Annotated in this window: 22 protein-coding genes; 11 read left to right on the top strand and 11 right to left on the bottom strand. The window is 43.8% G+C overall.

Going from position 1 to position 26,436, the window contains the following annotated elements; all coding sequences use genetic code 11:
• The 3 genes from AB4209_RS05810 to AB4209_RS05820 all read right to left on the bottom strand — a co-directional run.
• Positions 1 to 1,042 (bottom strand): DEAD/DEAH box helicase (locus tag AB4209_RS05810; protein WP_136975199.1); only part of this gene is annotated, 1,042 nt, incomplete at its 3' end.
• 57 nt (positions 1,043 to 1,099) lie between these two features.
• A complete protein-coding gene (locus tag AB4209_RS05815) occupies positions 1,100 to 1,711 on the bottom strand; it encodes an ACP phosphodiesterase (RefSeq protein ID WP_372055124.1) in 612 nt (203 codons plus the stop codon).
• 205 nt (positions 1,712 to 1,916) lie between these two features.
• Positions 1,917 to 2,045 (bottom strand): hypothetical protein, encoded by a 129-nt coding sequence (locus AB4209_RS05820; protein WP_017059831.1) that lies wholly within the window; start codon positions 2,043 to 2,045, stop codon positions 1,917 to 1,919.
• Between the two features lie 446 nt (positions 2,046 to 2,491).
• Between AB4209_RS05820 and AB4209_RS05825 the strand changes: the two genes are divergently transcribed.
• A complete protein-coding gene (locus AB4209_RS05825; protein WP_017064640.1) occupies positions 2,492 to 3,715 on the top strand; it encodes an aromatic amino acid transport family protein in 1,224 nt (407 codons plus the stop codon).
• A 148-nt stretch (positions 3,716 to 3,863) separates the two neighbouring features.
• Positions 3,864 to 5,288 carry a methyl-accepting chemotaxis protein gene (locus tag AB4209_RS05830; protein ID WP_136973510.1) on the top strand — a complete coding sequence of 475 codons (1,425 nt, stop codon included), beginning with the start codon at positions 3,864 to 3,866 and terminating at the stop codon, positions 5,286 to 5,288.
• A 408-nt stretch (positions 5,289 to 5,696) separates the two neighbouring features.
• Here AB4209_RS05830 and AB4209_RS05835 read toward each other — a convergent pair whose 3' ends face one another.
• The 3 genes from AB4209_RS05835 to AB4209_RS05845 all read right to left on the bottom strand — a co-directional run bounded on the left by AB4209_RS05835 (position 5,697) and on the right by AB4209_RS05845 (position 9,089).
• The gene (locus AB4209_RS05835) at positions 5,697 to 6,422 is read right to left on the bottom strand and encodes an HAD-IA family hydrolase (protein WP_017059834.1); all 726 of its coding nucleotides are present in this window, start codon (positions 6,420 to 6,422) and stop codon (positions 5,697 to 5,699) included.
• Between the two features lie 303 nt (positions 6,423 to 6,725).
• On the bottom strand, positions 6,726 to 8,534 hold the full coding sequence (locus tag AB4209_RS05840; RefSeq protein WP_372055127.1) for an HD domain-containing phosphohydrolase: 1,809 nt from the start codon (positions 8,532 to 8,534) through the stop codon (positions 6,726 to 6,728).
• A gap of 60 nt (positions 8,535 to 8,594) precedes the next feature.
• Entirely contained in the window at positions 8,595 to 9,089 is a 495-nt protein-coding gene (locus AB4209_RS05845; protein ID WP_017064644.1) for a hypothetical protein, read from the bottom strand.
• Between the two features lie 248 nt (positions 9,090 to 9,337).
• On the opposite strand from AB4209_RS05845, the gene AB4209_RS05850 reads away from it, so the two are divergent.
• The 4 genes from AB4209_RS05850 to AB4209_RS05865 all read left to right on the top strand — a co-directional run bounded on the left by AB4209_RS05850 (position 9,338) and on the right by AB4209_RS05865 (position 15,432).
• Positions 9,338 to 9,814 (top strand): CreA family protein, encoded by a 477-nt coding sequence (locus tag AB4209_RS05850; protein WP_017059837.1) that lies wholly within the window; start codon positions 9,338 to 9,340, stop codon positions 9,812 to 9,814.
• A gap of 128 nt (positions 9,815 to 9,942) precedes the next feature.
• A complete protein-coding gene (locus AB4209_RS05855) occupies positions 9,943 to 11,247 on the top strand; it encodes an inosine/guanosine kinase (RefSeq protein WP_017069885.1) in 1,305 nt (434 codons plus the stop codon).
• Positions 11,248 to 11,541: 294 nt separating this feature from the next.
• Positions 11,542 to 13,290 carry a formate--tetrahydrofolate ligase gene (locus tag AB4209_RS05860; protein WP_372055129.1) on the top strand — a complete coding sequence of 583 codons (1,749 nt, stop codon included), beginning with the start codon at positions 11,542 to 11,544 and terminating at the stop codon, positions 13,288 to 13,290.
• Positions 13,291 to 13,527: 237 nt separating this feature from the next.
• Positions 13,528 to 15,432 (top strand): diguanylate cyclase, encoded by a 1,905-nt coding sequence (locus AB4209_RS05865; RefSeq protein ID WP_372055131.1) that lies wholly within the window; start codon positions 13,528 to 13,530, stop codon positions 15,430 to 15,432.
• Between the two features lie 63 nt (positions 15,433 to 15,495).
• On the opposite strand, the gene AB4209_RS05870 is transcribed toward AB4209_RS05865, so the two are convergent.
• Positions 15,496 to 16,101, bottom strand: coding sequence for a beta-phosphoglucomutase family hydrolase (locus tag AB4209_RS05870; RefSeq protein WP_017069882.1), 606 nt, complete (start codon positions 16,099 to 16,101; stop codon positions 15,496 to 15,498).
• 87 nt (positions 16,102 to 16,188) lie between these two features.
• On the opposite strand from AB4209_RS05870, the gene arfB reads away from it, so the two are divergent.
• Entirely contained in the window at positions 16,189 to 16,599 is a 411-nt protein-coding gene (gene arfB / locus AB4209_RS05875) for an alternative ribosome rescue aminoacyl-tRNA hydrolase ArfB (RefSeq protein WP_017059842.1), read from the top strand.
• A gap of 93 nt (positions 16,600 to 16,692) precedes the next feature.
• Here arfB and AB4209_RS05880 read toward each other — a convergent pair whose 3' ends face one another.
• Complete coding sequence (locus AB4209_RS05880) at positions 16,693 to 17,010, bottom strand: helix-turn-helix transcriptional regulator (RefSeq protein ID WP_017059843.1); 318 nt, start codon at positions 17,008 to 17,010, stop codon at positions 16,693 to 16,695.
• A gap of 200 nt (positions 17,011 to 17,210) precedes the next feature.
• Here AB4209_RS05880 and AB4209_RS05885 point away from each other — a divergent pair, with 200 nt between their 5' ends.
• Positions 17,211 to 17,537 carry a hypothetical protein gene (locus tag AB4209_RS05885; protein WP_029236416.1) on the top strand — a complete coding sequence of 109 codons (327 nt, stop codon included), beginning with the start codon at positions 17,211 to 17,213 and terminating at the stop codon, positions 17,535 to 17,537.
• 100 nt (positions 17,538 to 17,637) lie between these two features.
• Here AB4209_RS05885 and AB4209_RS05890 read toward each other — a convergent pair whose 3' ends face one another.
• From AB4209_RS05890 to AB4209_RS05900, 3 genes are all read right to left on the bottom strand, one after another.
• Positions 17,638 to 18,699 (bottom strand): trypsin-like serine protease, encoded by a 1,062-nt coding sequence (locus tag AB4209_RS05890; protein ID WP_136981868.1) that lies wholly within the window; start codon positions 18,697 to 18,699, stop codon positions 17,638 to 17,640.
• A 279-nt stretch (positions 18,700 to 18,978) separates the two neighbouring features.
• Positions 18,979 to 20,112 (bottom strand): glycine cleavage system aminomethyltransferase GcvT, encoded by a 1,134-nt coding sequence (gene gcvT / locus AB4209_RS05895; RefSeq protein WP_372055134.1) that lies wholly within the window; start codon positions 20,110 to 20,112, stop codon positions 18,979 to 18,981.
• A gap of 447 nt (positions 20,113 to 20,559) precedes the next feature.
• A complete protein-coding gene (locus AB4209_RS05900; protein ID WP_017059847.1) occupies positions 20,560 to 21,183 on the bottom strand; it encodes a helix-turn-helix domain-containing protein in 624 nt (207 codons plus the stop codon).
• Between the two features lie 440 nt (positions 21,184 to 21,623).
• Between AB4209_RS05900 and AB4209_RS05905 the strand changes: the two genes are divergently transcribed.
• From AB4209_RS05905 to gcvP, 3 genes are all read left to right on the top strand, one after another.
• Positions 21,624 to 22,916, top strand: coding sequence for a serine hydroxymethyltransferase (locus AB4209_RS05905; protein ID WP_017072175.1), 1,293 nt, complete (start codon positions 21,624 to 21,626; stop codon positions 22,914 to 22,916).
• A 51-nt stretch (positions 22,917 to 22,967) separates the two neighbouring features.
• Positions 22,968 to 23,348: a glycine cleavage system protein GcvH gene (gene gcvH, locus AB4209_RS05910; protein WP_017072176.1), complete on the top strand. Its 381-nt coding sequence runs from the start codon at positions 22,968 to 22,970 to the stop codon at positions 23,346 to 23,348.
• 89 nt (positions 23,349 to 23,437) lie between these two features.
• The gene (gene gcvP / locus AB4209_RS05915) at positions 23,438 to 26,317 is read left to right on the top strand and encodes an aminomethyl-transferring glycine dehydrogenase (RefSeq protein ID WP_372055136.1); all 2,880 of its coding nucleotides are present in this window, start codon (positions 23,438 to 23,440) and stop codon (positions 26,315 to 26,317) included.
• Positions 26,318 to 26,436 lie beyond the last annotated feature (119 nt).

The following is a 26,436-nucleotide window of genomic DNA, read 5'->3' on the forward strand; positions in this document are numbered from 1 at the left end:
TGTTACCCGCACGGCCAGTACGTCCGATGCGGTGAACATAATCTTCTGCTTTAAATGGCATGTCATAGTTCACAACTTGTTCTAGCTGCTGAATATCAATACCACGAGCTGCCACGTCGGTTGCGATCAACGCACGAACTTTGCCTGACTTGAAATCGTCTAGGGCTTTTTGACGCGCACCTTGGCTCTTATCGCCATTGATTGATGCCGCTTTAATGCCGTCTAACTTAAGCTCTTTAACGAGAGCATCAGTGCCCTGCTTAGTCTTTGTGAACACCAACACTTGTTGCCAGTTTTTTGAACCAATCAAATACGCTAATAGCTCACTTTTACGCGACTTATCTACCGGGTAAACCATCTGTGTTACGGTTTCAGCGGTGCTGTTTTTTGGCGTAACTTGGATTTCACTTGGCTTCTGCATCATACGGTGTGCAATCGCTTTGATTTTGTTATCAAACGTTGCAGAGAAGAACAGAGTTTGACGCACTTCGTTCATGCGAGAAAGAATACGCTTGATGTCAGGCATGAAGCCCATATCTAACATACGGTCAGCTTCATCCAGTACCAGTACTTCCGTTTGGCTCAACATGATGTTTCTAGTGAACATGTGATCAATAAGACGACCAGGCGTCGCGACAAGAATATCTGCGCCACCGCGTAAGTTATCAGTTTGCACCTTCATGCTAACGCCGCCGTAAGCCACCACGACTTTAATGTCGGTGCCCTTTGCGTAGCTAGTTAAGTTATCGAAAACCTGTTGTGCCAATTCACGAGTTGGCACTAATACAAGCGCACGAACGAGCTTAGGGTTCGGAATAACGTTGTCTTTTGTCTCGATTAATCTTTGAATAATCGGTAAACCAAACGCAGCCGTTTTACCTGTACCCGTTTGAGCACCAGCCAGTACATCTTTGCCTTCTAATACCAATGGAATTGCTTGTTCTTGAACACTGGTAGGAGCCGTAAAATTAAGCTCAGACAACGTGGCAAGAAGATGCTCAGATAATCCTAGTTGGTTAAAAGATTTTGTAGATTCAGACATAGTATGATGCTCAAAGATTAAATAGGCGCGGATTGTAGCAAACCTGCATTACGCTGTTTACCTTTCCTTTTGATTTTTCTTCATTTGAAGCGCATTAAACTGCTTAGCTTCCTCTAAAACGTTGGGATAAAGCTCATTAAAGTGACACTGCAACGTATCATAGTGACGTTCGAGGTCATCGTAACATGTCTCGAGCATACCGAGCTTAGGCCTTCTCAACGCCATTCGCTGCAACACCACCTCTATAGATGACATGTCTTGATAGCTCTCTAACCATCTATGCTCAGCCATTTTCTGATGAACCATAACGAAATTTTCAGGCCAGTGTGGCTCTTGATGTTCAAAGATCTGCTCATGGCTATCTAAACAAAAACGCTCTAATGTCTGCTGTGAAAACTGATCCCAATGATTGGCTAAGCAGTGATCCCAAAATACATCGAGTGCGATAGGCGCAAAGCGTCGTGTTTGGTCTGAGAAAAGTGATTTTGCAGAACGAGATACATCATGACGATCAGTATAGCTATCAACAAATCGATGAAGCCTAATACCGTCAGAAAGGGAATCAGAATAGTGTTTATTAGGGTCGCCTTTAACAAAATCACCTAACAGGTTACCTGCTAAGTTGCTGTTACAGTGCTTGGCGATGTGAAGGTGTGCGAGAAAGTTCATTGAACCTCATTAAAGTATCGAGAACTAAGTAACATGGTAAACGTACTCGTTTATCTTCGCGAACTTTAATGAGGATAGTTTTGGTATGACGTGTGAGCGAATACGATTTGCTCAGTTTAGAATTGTTTGCTTTGAGAAGCTTTAGCTAAGAAAACTTTTAGCTTTAAAACGTTTCAGTTGAAACTGAATTAAAGATCTTAAAAGCTTAGTTCGAAGACTTGAAAAGCTCTTCTGCTAACTGTTTCACTGTCTGCTCATAGTCAGACAAATCAATGCCAATTTCCATAGCATCTAACAACTCTAGACTTTCGTCATTATAAGATTGGTCACTCATTGTGCCCCCTCTATTCCTTGATGTGGACATGATGTCCGATTAACTAGTGCACCATCTTGGACTTATATTATGTCACTTTGATGAACGCACTCTACTCTACCCATTCCATATTCATAGCTTAAAGCTACTCGCGATCATTAACGCTTTTTTGCGCTAAAGGGGTATACGCGAACGACATATGTACTGCCACCTTACACCAAGTACAACAAATTACTCTATAAATTTTGAAACCGATCATGGTCAAACGTTTGCTTTGCTCATTTGAATGCTGACACGCCCCTTTGTGTAAATATTAATTTACAGTGGATGTTTTTAATTACAATAAGAATTGCATTTGGAATTAAACTCAATCAGAATACTTCAAAATCGAGATATTCTTTGGGTTTATGCGCTTAAGCTAGAAGAATTACAATGAACACACACCCTAACGTAAAGAATTATATACAATGAATAAATCAAAGGTTTTTGGTAGTACTTTGATCATTGCAGGCACAACCATTGGTGCTGGCATGCTCGCTCTTCCACTTGCTTCTGCAGGTATTGGCTTTTCAACTTCACTTTTCTTGATGCTGGGTTTATGGGCGTTAATGGCTTTTACTGCGCTATTAATGGTAGAGCTTCACCAATTCGCAGAATCTGACGCTACCCTACACACGTTAGCTCATACCATTTTGGGGACAAAAGGAAAGTGGATTGCGAGCTTCGCGGTGATGTTTCTTTTCTACGCTCTGTGTGCGGCATACATAGCTGGCGGCGGTGCGCAATTTAACCAACGAATTTCGGATATCGCGGGTATCGAACTTAATGCTCAAATCACCACGCTTCTATTTACCCTATTAGTTGCCGGCGTTGTTACGATTGGTACACACAGTGTTGATAAAGTTAACCGCGTTTTGTTTGGCTTAAAGCTTATCGCGATGGTTTTGGTACTCAGCTTCCTAGCGCCAAACATTACCTCTCAATACTTAATGAGCATGCCTTTACAGCAAGGCCTGATTGTTGCGGCTATTCCGGTTGTGTTTACCTCTTTTGGTTTCCACGGCAGCATCCCATCAATTGTTCGATACCTAGATGGTGACGTTCGTTCTTTACGTAAGGTAATGATTATTGGCTCGGCACTGCCTCTGGTTATCTACGTTTTCTGGCAAAGTGTTACTTTGGGTGTGATTAGCCAAGAGCAATTATTGTCTGATACAAGTTTAGGCGCGCTATTAGTCTCACTATCGCAAACTGTTCATCAATCCAACCTAAGCGTGATCGTCGGTGTGTTTGCGGACCTTGCACTGCTGACATCTTTTATTGGTGTAAGCTTGGGCTTATTTGAATTCATGGGCGACTCACTGAGCAAGAAACTAGGTAACGCAAAACGTGTTAAGACAGCTGCTATCACCTTCTTACCGCCACTGGGTTTTGCCTTATTTTACCCACAAGGCTTCATCATGGCTTTAGGCTACGCAGCCATTGCACTTTCAGTGCTCGCGATTCTGTTACCAACAGTGATGGTCTACAAGGTTCGTTACACTGATTTCTCTGTCAAACCTCAATCTGCAGAAGCCAGTTACCAAGTGTTAGGCGGTAGCAAAGCGTTGTTTTTAGCAGGTAGCGTTGGCGTATTTATCATTGCCATTCAAGTTCTTATTTCAGTAGGGTTACTGCCTTCTTTGGGCTAATAAACCTATACAGAACTAATTTACTTGATCCAGATCTCACAAATAACATGTCACTATCATTAATTTTCACAATTAGTCGATTGAAGTCACATTTTTATTGAGGTCGGTTATTTAGAGTCCACGGTAAAGGATTTACCGTGGAGTTTTTATGAAAGAAGTACAATTTCGAACGATAGACAAACTGTTTATCAAGATGTCGATCAACGACAAATTTTGGGTCATTTTCTTAATCTTTTTTGCCGCTTTGGCAAGCCTAGCTGGACTGAACTACGTCAACAAAATGGAACACATTGACGTAACTGCAAAACAGCAGGTCGAGTATCAACTGCAAGGCATTTTATCAGCATCAGATTCCCCTGCTTCTGTTCGCTCTGTTAGCCAGCAAACTCGCGCTCAACAAACCACTATTTCAAACAATGGTTCGGTGACTGCCACAGCACTCGCACAAGATGGCAACTACTACTCACTTACCGTTTCAACTAACGATATACAGAATCAAAAGCAGCAAGCACTGTACACTTTCTTACTGAGCTTTTTGTGGTGTGTGCCTTTTGGTCTTTTCTGTTACTGGGTAGCGACTTTCCTAGGCGGCGCACTTTGGGTTCTTTATTCAACGACTCAAAAGATTGGTGATGGTGACTTAACATCACGCCTTGGCTTCCACCCTGGCCGTGACGAGTTCGGCACGATTGGTTGTGCGCTTGACCGTTCAATGGACACGCTTAGCGAGTTAGTCAACAACGTAAACCACAGTGCAGCAACGCTAAGTGAAACGTCAGCTTCTTTCGAAACAGAGATGAAGCGCAGCGAAACACAAATCATGAGCCAAAATGCCTCTCTAGACTCTGTAGCGACAGCAATGGATCAGATGACAGCTTCAGCAAATGAAGTCTCTAACATCTCTGCACGCTCAACGGAACAAACCGAGCAAGACGCGCAGCAAATCAACGATAGCCACGCGAAAGTTCAACAAGCGATCTCAGAAATCACCACCCTTTCTTCTTTGATTGAGCAAACCTCATCTTCTGTTACTAGCTTGAATGTGAATACGAGCCAAATTAACGAGGTCATCACGACGATCAATGCTATTTCAGAGCAAACTAACTTACTTGCTTTGAATGCCGCGATTGAAGCCGCTCGTGCGGGCGAACAAGGCCGAGGTTTCGCTGTTGTTGCTGATGAAGTAAGAACACTGGCAAGCCGCACTCAGTCGGCAACGGTAGAAATCCAAGCGATGATTGAGCGCTTACAGCAAGAGAGCCAAAATATCGCGAAGATCACCGAACAGACGGTTGATCAAGCGCAAACCAGTAGCCAGTTGATTTCGGACATTGGTCACGACGTAAACTCGATTGCAGATTCAGCTCAAGCGCTAATGGACATGAGTATCCAAATCGCAACATCAGCCGATGAGCAAAGTAACGTTGCCAATACGATTGCAGCAGAGCTTAACGATATTCGAAGCCAATCCGATGTGATTAAAGACGTGGCTCAGAATTCTTCAAATGGCGTATCTAGGCTAACAGAAGCGTCGGTTTCTCTATCTCAGACATTGGCACGCTACCGAACTTAAGGATCAACTGGTGAACTAGCGGCGTGAATTGAAAACAAACTAATGAGGACTCGTAATGGGTCCTTTCTTTTTGGCTTTTGTTTAATAACATTACAAGAACCATGGTCGATAACGATGACATTATCAATTACCATGAAGCAAGTCGCAAAGGAGAGATTAAGAAGTGTCAGAACTGTCTAATATTCGAGCTTAGGAGTAATCTAATTGAACGGGTCTTTTTTCGCTTACCCCCTTGCTGCAGGTGACACATAATGAATAAAACAGAAACACCAAACACCGACGACATTACATGCCCTTTATGCCAACACGACGAGTATCTGCTTTCAGAAAGTGGAGAAAAGTTTACTTGTGCATCTTGCGGTTTCCACACCAAACAATTTAGTAAGGTAGTCAGCCTTCAACTAAGCTCTACCCCACCAAAGCTGCAGAATTCGATATACCACCATTTGAGCAGTGCTTGCCATTAATCCAAACTGAAATTTCTTCTAAACTGTAGATATCCTGAGCCGCGAGTTCTGCTGAGTCGGCTTCGGGATCTACGATTGCTTCATCAATACTCGGGCGTAATCGAAACGATTGGATACCCGCGCGAACACCAGCCTCAATCCCTTTCAACGTATCATCCACGTAGATGCACTCATTTGGCAGAAAGCCCATGTTCATGGCCGTGTACATGATTAGATCAGGCTCTGGCTTCCAGCTGTTAGCATCAAAAGCTGAGAACACTTTGCCTTTGAAGTCGTCTAACATGCCTGTCATCGCCAATGAAGATTCAACCCTAGATTTCGGTGCATTGGAAGCAATACAAAACTCGATGTCTTGTTGTTTGAGGAATTCAATAAGTTCGATAGCGCCATCCATCGGTTTTAAATGACGCTGGAACAGTGCTTGTAATTCATTGCGATATAACGGCTCAAGTGTATCAATCGAGATAGATAACCCAAGACGTTCTTGTGTATCCATTAAGATGTCGGCTAGCTTCCCGCCTTGAAAGTGCGCATAGCAGTCGTTGACGTTTAGCTCCGCTCCAAAGCCAGTGAAAACGTTCACCAAAGCTTGGCAGCACAGCTTTTCACTATCGATAAGTGTTCCGTCACAATCGAAAATCACACATTTAGTCTGTTCTAACCGCATAGGTATCTCACTCAGATTGAATCCAAGTTTTATCCTATAGTGTTCTTTCAATGCGCGAGATGATTGAGGTAACAGTTTGCAGATACAGGCTTATTTCTCTTCGCGAAATATGGAGTTGATCACTTTATCGCTCAGCATAAGCAATAGTTTTCATTAAATTAACCCAGATTCTACGAAACCAAATACTGCGAGCTTTACATAAGCTACTCAATTTCAGGAGAAAATATAAATCACTACTTCCTAGCCGGATCGTGGTGAATCGATAAAAAAAATGGCTTATAGGCTACTCAGATAGAGCGACAATTAGCTAACAACCGACTCTTCTAAGACCTTAGCTTCAAGCGAAGGTGAAGACGCATATTCTACAGTTCCAGTATCGGGGTACGAATCTCGGATAGCGACAAACTCGGATAAGTGTTTCAGTAGCAATTTAGTTAGCTGAGGATCAAACTGGTAGCCACACTCTCGCTCAAACAAATCGACCACCATATCTAACGGCCACGGTTCTTTGTAGCAACGTGCACTAAGCAGCGCATCAAACACATCGGCTACGGCAGTGATACGAGAAAACAGGTGTATTTCATCACCCACTTTTCCATTCGGGTATCCAGCACCATCCCAACGCTCGTGATGTTCGTTAGCAATGATTGCCGCGAGGTTGGTAATATCACCCGCTCCGCTCTTTAGTAAGTTATAGCCAGCCGTAGTATGAAGCTTCATCACCTCCCACTCTTGGTCGGTTAATTTCCCAGGTTTATCCAAGATTGATTCAGGGACTGAAATCTTACCCACATCGTGCATTGGGCTGATGATCTCAATCATCTCGACCTCGCGATGGCTCAAGCCACGATACTTAGCAAGCAGTGCAGACAACTTGGCTACACGCTTAACGTGATTACCAGTTTCGCCAGAGCGGGTTTCAATTGCCTCTCCGAGAACATGAATCATATCCTTTTGGATATTCAAGGTCTGTTTCTGAAGCTTTAAGATTCGTTTGTTCTTATTCGCCAACTCTTTCTTTTGGCGCAGAGTGACAAATTGCATCAAGATGATCAGGCTCAAACCCGCAATCACCATCGACAGCCCCAATAACAACTGGAAGTTTTTGCGAATAAAGGATGAAGGCTCGTTAATGAAAACCGCTTCGTCAGGTAACGCGTTTCCACTAATCCCGTATCTCTTCATTGCAGGGTAATTGAATACAAAACGTTTGTTGTCTCCGGGAGTTAACGGTGTAGTAAAACCAAGTGGAAGGTATTTATCCAACGCATCGACGGCCTGTTCACCCATGCTTTGTGAGTGATTAACGTAACCACCGAGTACATCACCCGAAATATAGAACTGCCATAAAGCAAACACCGGAGCAGCACTCGCTTTTGACAACGTATCCGCAATCTCTTGGTAAGTGTGATAAACCCCTTGCTTTAACTCGGTGTTGTAATGACTGAGCAATACCGCATCGTCCGCAGAGATCCCTTCCAAAAATTGGCTCGTATGCTCCAGCGACAAGTCGCGAATTTCTACGAGATTGATATTTGAAAATTCAGCCATCATTTTGTTCATTTCTTTATGAATCAATTCAGACGTGACACTGTAATCATTTACAAAATAGAGATTCTTTAGATTAGGTCTTAATTTGGAGATCAGCTTAATATTAACGTCTATCTGATCGTTATCGTAAAGCACAGTTGCTCTGTCAGACACCGCGTACATGTCGGTGCTGAAATCATTGATGCCGGCTGCAACGACAGGTGTGGAGCGATCAATCAAATTAGGCAGAGATTCAAGAAAATTGGCTGCGTTATCGTCCGTCGCAATTACGCCATCAAATTTATAACCTGCATACTTCGCACGTAAGTAGTTCGCGAGAGAGTCGTAATACTCTGGGCTGTGGACACGCTTTGAATCCAAATACTCTATTGAGAGTTTAACTTCGGTTTGAGACTGGCTGAACGCACTGTCTATCCCTTTTTGGAAGTCAGCAGTCCATTGATAAGAAGGTTCGTATGAGTGTAAAACTAGGATGCGTTTAATATCCCAGTCGTTAGCAAAACTGAGTGAAGAATAAGCGCTAACACATAATACAGCGATTGATATCAATAGCTTGTACATACAATACCCTTTAAATAAGACGGGGTATTGTACTTAGATTAACGCTTTGTCAAAGAATCTTTAGTTCTCGATCCATACTTTATCGCAAGAAGCATGATCTTGTGCCCAAAAATCGTGTAACTGCTTAGCAAAGTTGTTGATACTTTGACCATTTTCAGCAACGACATCCGAGATCAATAGGGAACCATCCGCTTCTGTGACGATAGCGCTCGCCACAACTTCACCGTTTTGAGTACCAATATATAATACATGATCGTCAGAAAGCATAATTTGGCTCAAGAACTCAAGCATGTGTGCCCTTTCGATTTCATCTTGGTAAACGCTTGCTTGGTTGAGTGAAAATAGCACGGTCAATTTATGGAAATCGACTTTATGAAGTTCATCAATTTGGGAAGGAGTTTGATCTTGTGCTAGGAGTTGGTATGTCTTGGATGGAAGTTTGCTTTGATAAAGTTCACGGCCGAGGAGGCTCTCTTTTGCGGGGTAAGCAATATCGAGCTGACTAAATAGCCATTGGTTTTTCTTGTGTGCAATTTCAGGTATTTCGTTATTCATTCTTTTAGTACCTACGGTTAGTATCCCCAAATATCGCAGTTATTTGGAAGACATACGGTCGGCTGAGGTGCCGAGCTACAAGCAGAGAGCATACAGAGCATGACCAAGGCCAACAAGTACTTTAAATGCTTCATATTTTTCATTATCCAACAACATCCTTTAAGAACTTAGCGAAAAGCTCTACACTCGTATTCGAGCTTTCAATATCCTTATAGTAAACAGAACTATATAAATAAAAAGGACTTCTTATGAAAAAAGCCTTAATAGCAGCAGGTATCGTCACAATGTTAGCTGGCTGTTCGGACAACGAGGTTGGCGACGTCTCACTGGGTTTCTTCACGATGAAGGATATCAAGATGTCTTCATTAGATGACGATAAGATCGCAGGTGTTACCTGTCATATCGCATCAATCGAAGCAAACCTTAGCCTTTCTGATCCAAGTGATAGCTCTATCTCTTGTCGTCAAACAGGTGAAATTACACCAGAAATGATTGCTCAGATAGACAAGAGTAAGTCTGGCGAAGTGGTATTCAAGCAATCGAAAAGTATCTTCTTTAAAACAATGAAGGTTCGTCGTATCTACGATGCAGAGAATCAGTCGCTGCTTTACTTGTCTTACACCACCAAAGAAACGGAAGGCAGTTTCAAACACAGTCTTTCAACTGTTCCACTTTGGGGTACAGAGGCTTACGTAGACCCAGCAACACTTGTTCCAGCTGAATAGCCTTAAGCACAAGTAAGCCGAATCACCTGTACAGACATTGTGCAGGTGATTCAAAATGTAATAAAAATGAAAGAAACAGAAACAAAATGTGATATCATGCGGCAAAATTTTTTCACTGTATTTTTCATATGAAGTTTCCTGGACAGCGTAAATCTAAGCACTACTTTCCAACTCACGCACGTGATCCGTTGGTCAACCAAATTCAACAAACGCCTAAGCTTCACCGCGCAACGATTGTGGGTGTTGGCCAAACGATTGTTGATATCGAAGCCCGTGTTGACAACGAGTTCCTAGAAAAATACGAGCTGAGTAAAGGTCACTCACTGGTATTGGAAGAAAGTAAAGCAGATGCGCTGTATGAAGAGTTAGTTGAGCGCGGTTTGATCACGCATCAATATCCTGGCGATACTATCGGCAACACACTGCACAACTATTCCGTACTTGCGGACAGCAAATCTGTCCTGCTTGGCGTAATGTCTAAGAAGATTGAAGTTGGCTCATTTGGTTATCGTTACCTTTGCCGCACTTCTTCTCGTATGAATCTAAACCACCTTCAAACTGTTGATGGTCCAATTGGTCGTTGTTACACGCTGATTTCTGAAGATGGCGAACGTACGTTTGCAATCAACGAAGGCCACATGAACCAACTTCTTCCAGAAAGCATTCCTGAAAAAGTCTTCGAGAAAGCTTCTGCATTGGTTGTGTCGTCATACCTAATGCGTGGCAAACCTGAAGATCCGATGCCAAAAGCGGTACAAAAAGCGATTGAATACGCGAAAGCGCACAATGTGCCTGTTGTACTAACACTTGGTACTAAGTATGTGATCGAAGGCAACGCTGAATGGTGGCAAGAATACCTGAAAGAAAACGTAACCATCGTCGCGATGAACGAAGATGAAGGTGAAGCGCTAACGGGTGAAAAAGATCCTCTATTGGCTGCTAACAAGGCACTTGAGTGGGTTGACCTAGTTCTATGTACTGCAGGTCCTATTGGTCTATACATGGCAGGTTACACTGACGAACCAGCGAAACGCGAAACCACACTGCCATTGTTACCGGGTAACATCCCTGAGTTCAATAAATACGAATTCAGCCGTGCGATGCGTAAGCAAGACTGTAAAGACCCAGTAAAAGTGTACTCTCACATTGGCCCTTACCTAGGTGGCCCACTTGAGATTAAGAATACCAATGGCGCTGGCGATGGTGCACTTTCAGCACTACTTCACGACATGGCAGCAAATAGCTACCACCACGTGAATGTACCAAACTCAGAGAAACACGAGCACACTTGTCTAACTTACTCTTCACTGTCTCAAATTTGTAAGTACGCAAACCGTGTAAGCTACGAAGTGTTGACTCAGCACTCTCCTCGCCTTTCTCGTGCATTACCTGAACGCGAAGATAGCTTAGAAGAAACATACTGGGATCGTTAATCGACCATATTAGGCAGTTACCTCTTAAAGGTTAACGCCAAGTGAGATTACCCATTTCTTGAAGGGCTGCTATATGCAGCCCTTTTTGTATTCAACACCAATATAACGGCAGCTGAAGTTAATCATATCGAATATTTTGCTCGTTTAAGATTTGATCTCGCGCAATGACTCTTTAGATCTGTTATCTTCCAGCACATAATTCGTGTGGTTTGCCTTCACTTGGCAAATTTATACAGTACTATCGCCACGCAAACGTTTACGTACCACCTTTCGGTTCTGATATAAGGATCAAATATGCTGTCTGATATTGATATTTGTCGCTCTACTCCCCTTAAAAACATCAGTGAGGTTGCCAAGCAAGCTGGCCTGCACCACAACGAACATCAGCCATTAGGGCAATTCAAATCTAAAGTGTCTCTCACATCACTTGAACGCCTCGCCAACCAACAAGATGGTAAGTTAGTCGTAGTCACGGCGATCACACCGACACCTCTTGGTGAAGGCAAAACCGTCACTACTATCGGATTAGCACAAGGCCTCGCAAAGATTAACCAATCTGCAATGGCCTGCATTCGTCAGCCTTCAATGGGCCCGGTATTTGGTGTAAAAGGCGGCGCAGCGGGCGGTGGTTACTCTCAAGTTGCCCCTATGGAACAATTAAACCTGCATCTCACGGGCGATATTCATGCTGTTACGGCCGCTCACAACCTCGCCTCCGCCGCCATTGATGCACGTTTGTATCATGAACAGCGTGAAGGGTTAGACGCCTTTGAAACGCGCTCAGGCTTAAAAGCACTGAATATCGACCCAAGTAGAATCGTTTGGCGACGTGTACTTGACCATAATGATCGCGCATTACGCATGATCACGGTTGGCAAGAACGAAGCAGACAAAACAATTAACGGCTTTGAGCGAGAAGATGGATTTGATATCTCAGCCGCTTCTGAACTAATGGCCATTCTTGCTCTAGCCAATGACCTTCAAGATTTGAGAAAGCGCATCGGACGAGTGGTACTTGCTTACAACAAACAAGGCTTGCCGCTAACCGCAGATGACTTCAACGTTGCAGGCGCAATGACCGTGACCATGAAGGATTCTATTGAACCAACATTGATGCAAACCCTTGAAGGCGTTCCTACCCTAATTCACGCCGGGCCTTTCGCGAACATCGCACATGGTAACTCTTCAATTATTGCCGATAAAATAGCGTTAAAGCTGAGTGACTTTGTGGTAACTGAAGGTGGTTTCGGCTCAGACATGGGCTTTGAGAAAGCGTGCAACATAAAAGCGAAAGCGTCGAACAAGAAGCCCGATTGCGCTGTGGTTGTCGCAACCTTACGTGGATTAAAGGCTAACTCTGGTTTATACGATTTGAGACCGGGCACTCCGTTACCTGATTCAATCTTTAATGATGACCAAGACGCGCTTGTTGCAGGGTTTGAGAACCTAAAATGGCACATCACTAACGTTAAGCAATACCAAGTGCCTACAGTTGTTGCGATTAACCGATTCCCACAAGACTCAGCTCAAGAGCTCGATGCTTTGAAACAGATGATCACCGACTTCGATCCAAGCGTTAGCGTTGAAGTAAGCGAAGCATTTGGTCAAGGTGGCGAAGGGGCGACTCAACTGGCTCACGCCGTGGTAAAAGCTTGCCAAAAACAGAGTGGATTTAAGCCTTTGTATCACTCAGAGCAAAGCCTAGAAGAAAAGCTGATGGCAGTCGCTGAAGTTGGCTATGGCGCAGCAAGTATTACGCTATCTCCACTGGCTAAAAAACAACTGGCCGAATTCAAACTGCATGGCTATAACGACCTATCGGTTTGTTTAGCAAAAACACCATTATCGATCTCGACAAAAGCACACGTAAAAGGTGCACCAATCCAATTTGACGTGCCCGTTAGAGAACTAAAATTGTGTGCTGGTGCTGGTTTTATTTACGCGTTGTGCGGCAATGTAATGACCATGCTAGGCTTGCCTGACAAACCGGCGTTCATGTCGTTAGATATTGATAGTAATGGAAATATCGTCGGCCTAAGCTAGCTGCCCTTAGTTAGATAATCGGCAATTAATCGCGATTAATTTAGCTTAGGTTTCGGAGCAGTGTTCTATATTGAGCAATCATTTACTAACGAAGTGATTGCTCAACAATCAAGCTTAACTGCAAAAAGTTGCACTTAAATCGTAGTTATATGCGAATCTTGTCTTAACTTCTGGGTCAAGATCACATTAAAAACCCTATAAAATATATAGTATTGCGCTGATTCTTTGAGGACAGTGATGAATACAAGTATAAAAAAACTAGTCAGCCAATTTCTATGTACCATCTTTGCCCTAGGACTAGTCCCTGCCCTCTACATTAACTCTGAATTTGACAGGGTTGAAGCTCAGCACACGCTAAATATCCAACAGTCCAGCCAGAACCAGATCGAATACAGCTTTCATGAACTCGCTGTTATTGTTGAGCAAATCTCTAACTCTGTTCCGTCAATCGCCGACTCTCAAACACTACTCCGAGCGATTCGAGAACCTTCTATTATCCATAAAGAAACCCTGCAAGATCTTTGGGTGATGTTAGCTCGTGGCCAAAAATACTATTCCCAGCTTCGTTACCTCGATCTAGCTGGCAACGAAGTGTTTCGCGTTAATTATAAAGACAATCAAGCAATCGTGGTTCCAGATAGTGAACTGCAGAACAAGTCTTCGCGTGATTACTATGAGGTACTACAGCAATTAAAGATTGGTGAGATTAGCTCTCGCGGTATTGATCTTGAAGTCGAAAACGGAGAGATCGTTCGCCCTTTGATTCCAGCACTACGCATTATGACGCCAGTCGCTGAAAACAACCGCATTATTGGTTACTTCATCGCAAACCTGAACATGCTTGAGATTTATAAGCGCCTTCACTATCAAATTGGTGCATCTTCTGCTGTTCCTATTATTCTCAACAAAACCGGACACATAATCATGGGGCCGGATCCTACGGAATCTTTCGGACATGTAATTGAATCACGTTCAGAGCAGACTTACGCAAAGTTATACCCTGAGCTTTGGACTGCGATTCAAGACAAGACATCTTCGAGCTATTTCGATGGTGAGAACTGGTATTTTCATTCCGACATCAGCCCTAAAATCAAACAGTTTGAAGGCCCTATTTACATGGTTCTTCACATTGAAAATCAGCAGTTCAGCAGTCAATACCGAGAAGAAAAACAAGCGATCGTCGTTCAGATCATCACCTTGTCTTTCTTGATTTCGATGATCTCCGCTGGCTTCGTATTGTGGAACAGCAACCACAAGAAGAACAGTATCGAGAGCCAACTTGCTAAGGCCGCAATGAATGGCATGTCTGCCTTGGTGATTACCGACAGAAACAACCGAATCATCAAAGTAAACCAAGAGTTCACCCGTGTGAGTGGCTACGAGTTAGAAGACGTAAAAGGCCGCCAACCGTCCATGTTTGCCTCTGGTCGCTACAACGAAGAGTTCTACATCAAGATGTGGAGCATCATCAAAGAGAAAGGCATGTGGGAAGGCGAAGTGGTTAATCGTCGTAAAGACGGGTCTTTGATCACGGAAATATTGCGAATCCAAACCATTAAAGACTCGAAAGACGTGATTCAGTTTTATGTCGCTTCATTTGTGGATATAAGTAAACACAAAGAGCTAGAAAACAAACTGAGAAACCTGAGTGAAAAAGATGCCTTAGCTGGGTGTTGGAACCGCCGTAAATTCGATCTTGAGCTGCGAGATGAGTGCTCTCGTGTTAATCGTTACCCTACTCGCGAACAGTCTTGTTTAGCGATTTTGGACATAGACCACTTCAAACGCATCAACGACAGATTTGGTCACGATTATGGAGATCGCGTCATTCAAACCGTTGCTCAAGTATTACAACGAGAGTGCCGAGAAACTGATTTTGTGGCTCGTATTGGTGGCGAAGAGTTTGGCGTTATTCTGCCTCATACCACAACAGAAGAAGCTGAGTATGTACTTAACAGATTGAGAATCGCAGTCAGTATTGAGTTCGATAACGTGGTGACGGTCAGTGGTGGAATTACCAACCTGACCAACGACCCTGCTCTTAACTACAAGTGCGCCGATTTAGCACTTTATGAAGCCAAAGCAGCAGGTCGAAACAGTGTGTGCCTGTTCCTAGACAGCGAAATGAGCGAAATCGCCTAACAGAAAATCAGTATTGTTCCGCTAGGCTATTAGTTTGGCGGTTTAACAACCCAATCCTTGCAATCAGCTTGGTGCAGGATAGAACTCTAGTTTGTTCCCCTCTACCACTAGAATACAATCCATGTTCGCAGCATGAGCAGCCTGCTTACCTAGGTTCGTATCTTCAAACACAACACACTGCTTTGGCTGCAAACCCATACCAAAACACGCATCTAAGAAAGTATCCGGATTTGGTTTGTGATTCTTAACGTCTGTTGCTGTCACGAGAATATCGAGCTTACTCAAGATCTCTGTCTTATCCAGTAACTGTTCGGCACTTTTACGTTGACTGCCCGTTCCGACTGCAATCTTCTTGTTACCCAGATGCTCTAACAACAGAGAGTGAGTACAAGGGATAACGTCTCCTTTGTCTTCGATAGCCGCAAACGACGCCATTTTAAACGTAGAAACCGCTTGTGGGTCGAGCGATAAACCGTATTTGCTGTTCACCTCACCGGCTATCTTATAACTCGGCATGCCACCTAAGCTATGCAGCCAAGACGCTTCAAAATGAAAGCCAAACTCTTCAGCCGTTCGCTCCCACGCCTTTACATGTGCAGGCATTGTATCGATCAACGTACCGTCCATATCAAAGATTAATCCTTCATATGCCGTTAAATCTATTTTCATCACTACTACCACTCTTAAATAAAGTTACTGATACCATAACCAATATTCAGTATCATGGCGCCATATTACCGTTCAAAATGGATGTTTATGTTACAAATATCTAACTCTGTTTCGATTCAAGACTGGGAACTCCAGTTAACAGCGATCAGAGCACAAGGAGCCGGCGGTCAGAACGTCAATAAAGTATCGAGCGCGATACATTTACGTTTTGATATCAAGCACTCTACCCTACCTGACTTCTATAAAGAAAAGCTCCTCGCACACAAAGATAGCCGCATCACCAAAGACGGTGTGATTATCATTAAAGCGCAACAGTATAGAACTCAGGAACAAAACCGAGATGATGCTTTAGTGCGCTTGAAAGAATTGATCTTGGAAGCGACAAAGGTTCAAAAAGTAAGACGAGCAACTAAGCCGACGCGTGGCTCTCAGAAAAGACGTTTAGAAAGCAAAAAACAAAGAAGCACCACCAAACAGCTGCGTGGAAGAGTGAGCTGATGGCTTCATGCCCTCAGAGAACACATTACCCTAGAAGTATCTGTCAATTTGACTAACGAATCGATCTATTACGCTGTTTATTTGAAAGAAAGACTACTGCTTCTTTTTGACCGACAAAATCAGCTTGATCAACAACAGGCGCTCTTCGCTGGTCAGCAGACGACTGACTGCAGCTACATCTTCCGCTGTTACTTGTGATGCGCCAACAATATCAAGCACCACATCCAAATCCGTCACTTTTAAGGTTCTAGTGATTGAACGATACTGAGACATCTTGATGTCCGCCTCTCCGCGTTCAATCCTTTGATAGGTTTTTAAGCTCATTCCTGCACTCGAGGCTAACTTTTCTTGAGACAAGTTGGCTTGTTTCCTACGCTCAATCAGCGCCAATATTATGGGTTCTTGTGACATAAGCTCATCCTCAAAAGACAGTTATGTCCTAAATTCAGCAAGAAGCAGACCATATTGACTTGTGATGGTTTACATAAGCCATCAAAGGCATATTATTCGCTTGATAAAACCGTTACGTTTCATAAACCTTCACACTGATATCAGTTGTGAACGTACAGGCTAGGTAACTTGAGTATTCAAGTGTTGGGAAATAATAAAAATTGCATATTGCGAATAAGAAAGACGTCAAATTGGAAATTGCGAATCGCTATACATTGGCATTTCCTTGCATTAGTCACGCATTAGAATCAGACAATCCCCGCCCAGAAATTATTGCAATACAACATAAGCTACTCACGTACAAAGAGGTGTTGCTGCACGGGAACATGTTGGAAGGTAAGGAATTAAAGCAAGCTTTTTCTGCATTGAACGAAAATGAAAAAGGTGTGGCTCAAGGTGGGATTAAAAGCATCAATGCTGCGATAAAAGAGATGGATGAGATTCTAGAAAGATACAGCCGTAAAGCGGTTATCGAGCTGAGTAACTAGTTCTACAAGCAACTAACCAACTGCACACCTGCAAAAGTAAAAAATAAAAAGTCGACGCTATCTTTAAATAAAGCGTCGACTTGTTCAAAACATTGAAGATCTAACGTTTAACTGCTTTTCTAACACCAGCAATCAACATCAGCATCCCTAGCAAACCAAATGAAATACCTCCGCCACTGCTACCAGAGCCAGTTGACGCACTTGTCCCAGCAACAGCAACTCGTTTTGCCTCTGTCGCGGTAAACTGGACAGTTTCCGTGCTATCATTTACCCCTTTAGTTACATCCGTAATCCAATCTTTATAATCATATACCTCTGTAAATACAGATGTTACGCCGATGTCATCACCGCAAGTAGTCGGCCCAAAACTCGTTATACCGACCTGTTCATATGTAGAGCCATTTTTCCAAAACACCGGACCACCAGAATCGCCTTGGCATGTACCCCCGTATAAGCCATTATTCGGTCCGTTACCGTTGAAACAAATTTGTTTATCAGTGACTAACGGACCGAAAACAGCTTTACAATTAAGAGTATCAACATATGTCAGGTCAACTTGTTGTAGCAATGTCGTACCATCAACATCAGTCTCGATGTCACCATGGCCAACTGCAACGAAATCATTCGCAGCATTAAGGTATGTATCAAATTGAGGGATAACAGTTTCAGCTGAGGATTGAAGGTTAAGAGAAGCTTCTAACTTTAAAATCGCAATATCATTTCTTAATAGTTGATTGATACTGTTTGAATAATCCGTTCGATAATACACCTCAGATACTCGTACTTTCTGGATGCTACCGTTAGGGAATAGAGAAGTATCTTCCAATTGAGGAACAACTACCGTGAAAAGTTGAGCATTCTCATCACCATAAATACAGTGTGCAGCAGTCAGTACATGATAGTTATCTAAAATTGTCGCACCACAGTAAGGGCCTGTTGAGTAAACACCGTCATAATCAATACGATCAATGAACAAGCTTGCCATCGAAGGAAATTCCGTGACTGAAGCGTCGCTACCATTCACAATATAGGGTGTTACACCCAAATCAGGAGTACTTTCGTCCGTGTTTTCCGTTGCCATAACACTTGATGTGTAAATTAATGGCGCTAAAAGCCCTAAAACGGCTTTACGAACCGGACTCATTGTATGGTTTACGTTCATAGTTAACTCCTTGTAACCCCTACTACTTATTTACAAAAATGATGAATCGTCACCATAACACGTCACAATCGTGATTATAGTAAGTGTTTGTAACGATATCGCCACATATCTCATTTTATAAACGAATTTTAAGTAACCGTTGTTAGTGGGTAACGTTAAAAGCAATACGTTACCAAAGACATACGCTACCAAAATCAAAAAAGCCTACCGTTAGGCTTCCCAATAAAGAGAAGCAAACAATAGGCTTTCATTTAGCTTAGTGGTTTCTCTTAAAAGAGATTAGCCACGATAGTAACGCTGAGGTACGAATGGCATTTTTTCTACTGTCATTGGTAGCTTCTTGCCACGAACTTCAGCGAATACTTCAGTGCCAATAACCGCTAGGTCAGTACGAACGTAAGCCATAGAAACAGGCTTGCCCGCGTTAGGACCCGCAGTACCACTTGTTACAACGCCAATCTTGTTGTTTTCAGCATCGAACAGCTCAGCGCCTTCACGTACTGGTGCTTTAGTCTGACCAACAAGACCAACACGCTTGCGTTGAACGTCTTTAGTCGCGATTTGCTCAAGGATGATATCAGCGCCAGGGAAACCGCCTGCACGTTCACCGTCAGTACGACGCACTTTTTGGATACCCCATAAAAGGCTAGCTTCTACCGGCGTTGTTGTTGTATCTAGATCGTGACCGTACAGACATAGACCACACTCAAGACGAAGTGAGTCACGAGCACCAAGGCCAATCCACTCTACTTCTGCTTCTGATGTTAGTTTACGAGCAAGTGCTTCAGCGTGATCGTTCGGTACTGAGATTTCGTAGCCATCTTCACCGGTATAACCACTGCGGCTTACGATGCACTCTACGCCGTCGATATCGACTTTTTGAACATCCATGAACAGCATGTCTGCAACGCTTGGTTGGAAACGAGCCAGAACTTCAGACGCTTTCGGACCTTGAAGTGCTAATAGAGCGCGGTCATCAATCACTTCCATTTTTACGTCTGCAGGAAGGTGAGCCGTTAGGTGGTCGATATCTTGTGTTTTACACGCCGCGTTCACAACAACAAATAGGTGATCGCCAAGGTTAGCAACCATAAGATCATCCATGATGCCGCCCTGTTCATTAGTAAAGAAGGCGTAGCGCTGCTTACCAGAAGGCAGGTCGATAATATCTACTGGAACCAGAGATTCTAAAACAGCGGCTGCATTTTCACCGTGTAGACGCAGTTGCCCCATGTGAGAAACATCAAAAAGACCAGCAGCGTCACGAGTGTGTAAGTGCTCTTTCTTTACACCTAGTGGATACTGAACTGGCATGTCGTAGCCAGCAAAAGGAACCATTTTTGCGCCGACTTCAACGTGAAGTGCATGCAGAGGTGTTTTTAGTAGGTCTTGATTAGCGTGTTCTTGAGTCATTTTATTCTCCATGAAGCGTTGCAGGCTTTCCAAATCGAATCTGCCGCTTATATCTCTATTTAGAGTCGCCTCTAACGATATGGGTTAACGTTAGAAACAGTAGATAGTAAAAAGTGATGTCTTCTATATAGGCTTTTATTACTAGCGATATAAAAAGAGCCTTCTGTATAAAAGCTATACGACTCACTTTCTAAGAATTCACTTCAGTAAACTTCAATCAACATGAGTAAACCGTGTTCACTATAGTAAACAAGCCTGAGTCAGTTTTACACCCTTAACAAGATTAAAACAGCTCAAAATGTGATATTTAACAATTTAAAAACAACTTTCAGTCGCATACAAAAACGCGATATTGATGCTTTTCACACCAACATCGCGTCTTTTGGCAAACGTTAGAAACAAAAGCAAACGTTTGCATTCACTATAAGAAATTCTAACTTTGTTAACTTATTTTGCAGTCACCCACAAAATCAGTGCATCTTCTGTACTAGTAGAAATCAACATATGCCCCATGTTGGCGTCGTAATACATGCTGTCACCTTCGCTCATGGGTACCGGCTCATAGAATTCTGAGTAGAACATCACATCACCAGAGATCACCATCAAGAACTCCTCACCATCGTGGCGAACCCAATCGTTATACTCTTCAAAGGTGCGTGCTCTCACTCGGCTCTTGAACGGCATCATCTTCTTATTCGAAAGTTCTGTCGCGAGCAGTTCATGCTCGTAAGTCGGAGTTGGGTGAGGTTTGCCCTGACCTGCTTTAGTTAAGTCACGACGTCCTGTGGCAACCTTTTTTCTTGGTGGCTCAAAGAGTTGCGGCATATCAATTTGCAAACCCATAGCCAATTTCTGCATCGCTTGGAACGTCGGTGAGATTTGTTCGTTCTCGATTTTACTCAGCGTAGAGCGCGCCAAACCAGTACGTTGGCTCGCCTCTTCTAACGTAATGCCCAGCTTGCTGCGGATATCTTTAATACGCTGGCCGAGCCTAAGTGGTTCGATATTCTGATCTAACGTCTCTTTCGCCAACGTTAAAGATGGGTACTCATCATAAATGTCTTCTGACATAGGTCCCTCATTCATTTCTTACTTCCTGTCTATTGATTTCATTGTTGCATGAAGCGCTTTGTTGATTAAAGAGCACACAGGAAAATAAAGCGTGCTCCCTGTAGCAAAACGAGAAAATCTGTTTCCTATTGGAAATTTTTGTTGAAAATTGATTTTATCGGAGCTATGTTATCGACTTGTTAGATGAAGAGATGCTACTTCAGCTTGCAGCAAGTGATAGATTTAACATTTGTAAGAGCTGTTTTTTACCCGAAATTTTTGGGAACCAATTCGTGCTGCATTGACCCTACAACGATCGCTTTGACGCTATGGTCGTATAAATAAGAAGCAACGCACTATTTATACACCTATATAACGCAAACGATACCGATGCAGAAATCAACGTAAGACCTAATGGACTATAAAAACAATCACCATTAGCTTAATGAAAGGTCTCGACAATGAACGCTTATCAAAACCATAGCTTAGACAGTTTTTTCTCTACGAACCTATCTGCGACTGACGACGCAGTATTTGCTGGAATCCAAGCAGAGAACACTCGTCAAAACGAACAAATCGAACTTATTGCTTCTGAGAACATCGTTTCTAAAGCAGTAATGCAAGCTCAAGGCACTTGCCTTACCAACAAATACGCAGAAGGCTACCCAGGTCGTCGTTACTACGGTGGTTGTGAGCACGTAGATACAGTAGAAGCTATTGCGATTGAACGTGCTAAACAGCTATTCAAGTGTGAATACGCGAACGTACAACCTCACTCAGGTGCTCAAGCGAACGGCGCAGTTAAACTTGCCCTACTTCAACCTGGCGACACTATCCTAGGTATGTCTCTTGACGCTGGTGGTCACCTTACGCACGGTGCACGCCCTGCGCTTTCAGGCAAATGGTTCAACGCAGTTCAATACGGCGTAGACCGCGACACTCTTGAAATCGATTACGAAGCGGTACGCGCTCTCGCTATCGAATGCCAACCTAAAATGATTATTGCAGGTGGTAGTGCTATCCCACGCGTTATCGACTTCGCTAAATTCCGCGAAATCGCTGACGAAGTTGGCGCTATCCTTATGGTAGATATGGCACACATCGCGGGTCTTATCGCGACAGGTGCTCACCCTAGCCCACTACCACACGCACACGTTGTTACAACAACAACGCACAAAACACTTCGTGGCCCACGCGGCGGTATGATTCTGACGAACCACGAAGACATCAACAAAAAGATCAACTCTGCAGTGTTCCCTGGCCTACAAGGCGGCCCACTCATGCACGTTATCGCGGCTAAAGCAGTGGCGTTTGGCGAAGCACTTGGCCCAGAATTTAATACTTATATTGATTCAGTGATCGACAACGCAAAAGTTCTTGCTGAAGTGTTGCAAACTCGCGGTTGTGACATTGTGACTGGCGGAACAGACACGCACCTAATGCTGGTTGACCTTCGTCCTAAGGGCTTGAAAGGTAACGTAACTGAAGAGGCATTAGAGCGTGCAGGGATCACATGTAACAAAAATGGTATACCATTCGATTCAGAGAAGCCTATGATTACCTCTGGCATTCGTTTAGGTACGCCAGCTGGAACCAGTCGTGGTTTTGGCACTGAAGAATTCAAACTTATCGGTGAATGGATCGGCGATGTACTTGATGGCTTAGTTGAAAGCCCTGAAGGCAACGCTGAAGTTGAGCAACGTGTTCGCAAGCAAGTTAAAGAGCTTTGCAAGCGCTTCCCTCTTTACCGTTAGACCGTTTTTAAGATTTAAATTAAAACCTCATAAATTTTTGGAGAATAAGCAATGGACAATACACTAAAGTTTGCAGACAGCCACGAGTGGGTAAAAGACAACGGTGACGGTACTGTAACTATCGGTATTTCTGAGCACGCTCAAGAGATGCTAGGTGACGTTGTGTTTGTTGACCTGCCTGACACTGACGACGAAATCGAAGCTGGCGAAAGCTTCTCTCTAGTTGAGTCAGTGAAAGCTGCTTCTGATATCTACGCACCAATCTCTGGCGAAATCGTAGAAATCAACGAAGAATTAGAAGATAGCCCAGAGCTAATCAACGAAGAACCTTATGAAGGTGGCTGGATTGTTAAAGTGAAGATGTCTGATGCGTCTGAACTAGACAACCTTAAAGATGCGGAAGAATACCTAAGCTCTATCGAAGAAGACTAATAGGTAACCTCATTACGATAAAGCTGCTCTTTTGAGCAGCTTAATTTTAGGGGCTAGCTCACGGCTCCAGAGAGAAAGTAGAACATATCATGACTGAATTACTTCAAAGCCAATTACTGAAAGACCTGGGTACTCAAAACGAGTTTGTTGCTCGTCATAACGGCCCAAATAAAGCAGACCAGCAAAAAATGCTTGAAGCGATCAACGCGACTAGCCTAGACGCACTGATCGACGAAACGGTTCCTGCACAAATCCGTCTTGAAAAACCAATGACACTTGCTGCGCCACTGAGCGAAATGGACATGCTGACCTCTCTTAAAGAGATCGCTAACCTAAACCAAGTGAAACGTACTTTCATTGGCCAAGGCTACTACAACACATTCACTCCAAACGTTATTCTACGTAACGTTTTAGAGAACCCAGGCTGGTACACAGCTTACACACCATACCAACCAGAGATTTCTCAAGGTCGTCTTGAAGCTCTACTCAATTACCAACAAATGGTAATGGACCTAACAGGTATGGAAATCGCGAACGCATCCCTTCTTGATGAAGCGACAGCGGCTGGCGAAGCAATGACACTGTGTAAGCGTGCTGGCAAAAGCAAGAGCAAAGTATTCTTCGTTGCTGACGATGTTCACCCTCAAACACTAGAAGTTGTTAAAACTCGTGCTGAGTACATCGGTTTTGAAGTAATGGTTGGTGCTCTTGAAACACTTCCAGAGCAAGACGTATTTGGTGCGCTTCTTCAATACCCTAGTACAACGGGTGAAGTGCGTGACCTAACAGACATCATTGCTAAAGCTCAAGCTAACAAAACACTGGTTACAGTGGCTACTGACCTACTTGCCTCTGCTCTACTTAAGCCTGCGGGCGAAATGGGCGCAGACGTAGTCATCGGTTCAGCGCAACGTTTCGGCGTTCCTATGGGTTACGGTGGTCCTCACGCTGCATTCATGGGTACTCGTGAAAAGCATAAGCGTACAATGCCAGGTCGTGTAATCGGTGTATCTATCGATACTCACGGTAACCAAGCGCTACGTATGGCAATGCAGACTCGTGAGCAACATATCCGCCGCGAGAAAGCGACATCGAACATCTGTACAGCTCAAGCACTTCTAGCAAACATGGCGTCTTTCTACGCGGTTTACCACGGTGCAGAAGGCCTACGTACTATCGCTCGTCGTACACACCACATGACAGCTATCCTAGCGGCTGGCCTGACTAAAGCGGGTTACGAGCTAACAAACAACAGCTTCTTCGATACCATCACAATCAACTCTGAAGAGAAGACAGATGCACTGTACGCGAAAGCACAAGCAGCAGACATCAACTTGCGCCTTCTTAAAGGTAAGATCGGTATCAGCTTAGATGAAACAACCACAGTCGACGACGTGAATGCCCTATTCGCTATCTTCGACGTAAAAGAAGACGTTCAAGCGCTATCTTCTGACATTGCATCAAATGAGTTTGCGGCAATTCCAGAAAACTGTCGTCGTGAATCAGAGTTCCTAACTCACCCAGTGTTCAACACGCACCACAGCGAAACGCAAATGATGCGTTACCTAAAACAGCTTGAGAACAAAGACTTCTCACTAACGCACGGCATGATCCCACTGGGCAGCTGTACGATGAAGCTGAACGCTGCTGCTGAGATGATTCCAGTAACATGGCCTGAGTTTGGTTCAATTCACCCATTCGCACCTCTAGAGCAAGCGGCGGGTTACACAGCACTAGCAAAAGATCTTAAAGAGAAGCTATGTGAAATCACCGGTTACGACGATTTCTCACTACAGCCTAACTCTGGAGCATCTGGCGAATACGCAGGTCTAATCGCGATTCAACGCTACCACGCAAGCCGCGGTGAAGGTCACCGTAACGTTTGTCTGATTCCAAGCTCGGCGCACGGTACTAACCCTGCAACAGCATCAATGGTTTCAATGAAGGTAGTGGTTGTTAAGTGTGATGAAGATGGCAACATCGACATGACAGACCTAGCAGCGAAAATCGAGAAGCACAAAGACAACCTATCAAGCATCATGATCACTTACCCTTCTACGCACGGCGTATACGAAGAGCAAGTGAAAGAAGTGTGTGAACAAGTACACGCAGCGGGCGGTCAGGTTTACCTAGACGGCGCGAACATGAACGCTCAAGTAGGTTTAACTTCGCCTGGCTTCATTGGTTCAGACGTATCCCACTTGAACCTACACAAAACATTCTGTATCCCACACGGTGGCGGCGGTCCGGGTATGGGTCCAATCGGTGTTAAATCGCACCTAGCACCTTTCCTACCAGGCCACATCGAAAATGGTGTTCAAGGTTCTGACTACGCAGTATCAGCAGCAGATTTAGGTAGTGCGTCAATCCTACCTATCTCTTGGGCTTACATCGCAATGATGGGCGAACCTGGCCTAACAGACGCGACTAAAGTAGCGATTCTGAACGCGAACTACGTGATGGAAAAACTACGTCCTCACTACCCTGTTCTTTACCGTGGCACTAACGGCCGCGTAGCGCACGAATGTATTATCGATATTCGTCCACTAAAAGAAGAAACAGGCATCAGCGAAGAAGATATTGCTAAGCGTCTAATGGACTTCGGTTTCCACGCGCCTACGATGTCTTTCCCAGTAGCTGGCACGCTAATGGTAGAGCCAACTGAATCAGAAGATTTAGAAGAGCTAGACCGTTTCTGTGAAGCGATGATCGCAATCCGTCACGAAATGGCAGCAGTGAAAAACGGTGAATGGCCACTAGACAACAACCCTCTAGTGAACGCACCGCACACACAAGTTGATCTAGCTGGCGCAGAATGGGATCGCCCTTACTCTCGTGAACTTGGTTGCTTCCCATCGAAAGCAACGAAGAACTCGAAGTACTGGCCAACAGTTAACCGTGTAGACAACGTATACGGCGACCGTAATCTAATCTGTTCTTGCCCAAGCATCGACAACTACGAAGACTAATTTTGTAGATTTTAGATAAACAAAAGCGAACCACTTGGTTCGCTTTTTTGTTTTTCAGATTATATGACTAAGAAAGCATTGACCTTACCGTAAGGGAAAGGTTTAAGGTTGAGTGAAAC

Origin of the sequence: Vibrio sp. 10N.286.48.C11 (assembly GCF_041469805.1) — a bacterium.
Classification (GTDB): Bacteria; Pseudomonadota; Gammaproteobacteria; order Enterobacterales; family Vibrionaceae; genus Vibrio; species Vibrio crassostreae_C.

Bases quoted from the DNA above. Each gene is read 5' to 3' on its own strand.
- AB4209_RS05815 (WP_372055124.1), bottom strand. From the start codon at position 1,711: ATGAACTTTCTCGCACACCTTCACATCGCCAAGCACTGTAACAGCAAC.
- AB4209_RS05820 (WP_017059831.1), bottom strand. From the start codon at position 2,045: ATGAGTGACCAATCTTATAATGACGAAAGTCTAGAGTTGTTAGATGCT.
- AB4209_RS05825 (WP_017064640.1), top strand. From the start codon at position 2,492: ATGAATAAATCAAAGGTTTTTGGTAGTACTTTGATCATTGCAGGCACA.
- AB4209_RS05830 (WP_136973510.1), top strand. From the start codon at position 3,864: ATGAAAGAAGTACAATTTCGAACGATAGACAAACTGTTTATCAAGATG.
- AB4209_RS05835 (WP_017059834.1), bottom strand. From the start codon at position 6,422: ATGCGGTTAGAACAGACTAAATGTGTGATTTTCGATTGTGACGGAACA.
- AB4209_RS05840 (WP_372055127.1), bottom strand. From the start codon at position 8,534: ATGTACAAGCTATTGATATCAATCGCTGTATTATGTGTTAGCGCTTAT.
- AB4209_RS05845 (WP_017064644.1), bottom strand. From the start codon at position 9,089: ATGAATAACGAAATACCTGAAATTGCACACAAGAAAAACCAATGGCTA.
- AB4209_RS05850 (WP_017059837.1), top strand. From the start codon at position 9,338: ATGAAAAAAGCCTTAATAGCAGCAGGTATCGTCACAATGTTAGCTGGC.
- AB4209_RS05855 (WP_017069885.1), top strand. From the start codon at position 9,943: ATGAAGTTTCCTGGACAGCGTAAATCTAAGCACTACTTTCCAACTCAC.
- AB4209_RS05860 (WP_372055129.1), top strand. From the start codon at position 11,542: ATGCTGTCTGATATTGATATTTGTCGCTCTACTCCCCTTAAAAACATC.
- AB4209_RS05865 (WP_372055131.1), top strand. From the start codon at position 13,528: ATGAATACAAGTATAAAAAAACTAGTCAGCCAATTTCTATGTACCATC.
- AB4209_RS05870 (WP_017069882.1), bottom strand. From the start codon at position 16,101: ATGAAAATAGATTTAACGGCATATGAAGGATTAATCTTTGATATGGAC.
- arfB (WP_017059842.1), top strand. From the start codon at position 16,189: ATGTTACAAATATCTAACTCTGTTTCGATTCAAGACTGGGAACTCCAG.
- AB4209_RS05880 (WP_017059843.1), bottom strand. From the start codon at position 17,010: ATGTCACAAGAACCCATAATATTGGCGCTGATTGAGCGTAGGAAACAA.
- AB4209_RS05890 (WP_136981868.1), bottom strand. From the start codon at position 18,699: ATGAACGTAAACCATACAATGAGTCCGGTTCGTAAAGCCGTTTTAGGG.
- gcvT (WP_372055134.1), bottom strand. From the start codon at position 20,112: ATGACTCAAGAACACGCTAATCAAGACCTACTAAAAACACCTCTGCAT.
- AB4209_RS05900 (WP_017059847.1), bottom strand. From the start codon at position 21,183: ATGTCAGAAGACATTTATGATGAGTACCCATCTTTAACGTTGGCGAAA.
- AB4209_RS05905 (WP_017072175.1), top strand. From the start codon at position 21,624: ATGAACGCTTATCAAAACCATAGCTTAGACAGTTTTTTCTCTACGAAC.
- gcvH (WP_017072176.1), top strand. From the start codon at position 22,968: ATGGACAATACACTAAAGTTTGCAGACAGCCACGAGTGGGTAAAAGAC.
- gcvP (WP_372055136.1), top strand. From the start codon at position 23,438: ATGACTGAATTACTTCAAAGCCAATTACTGAAAGACCTGGGTACTCAA.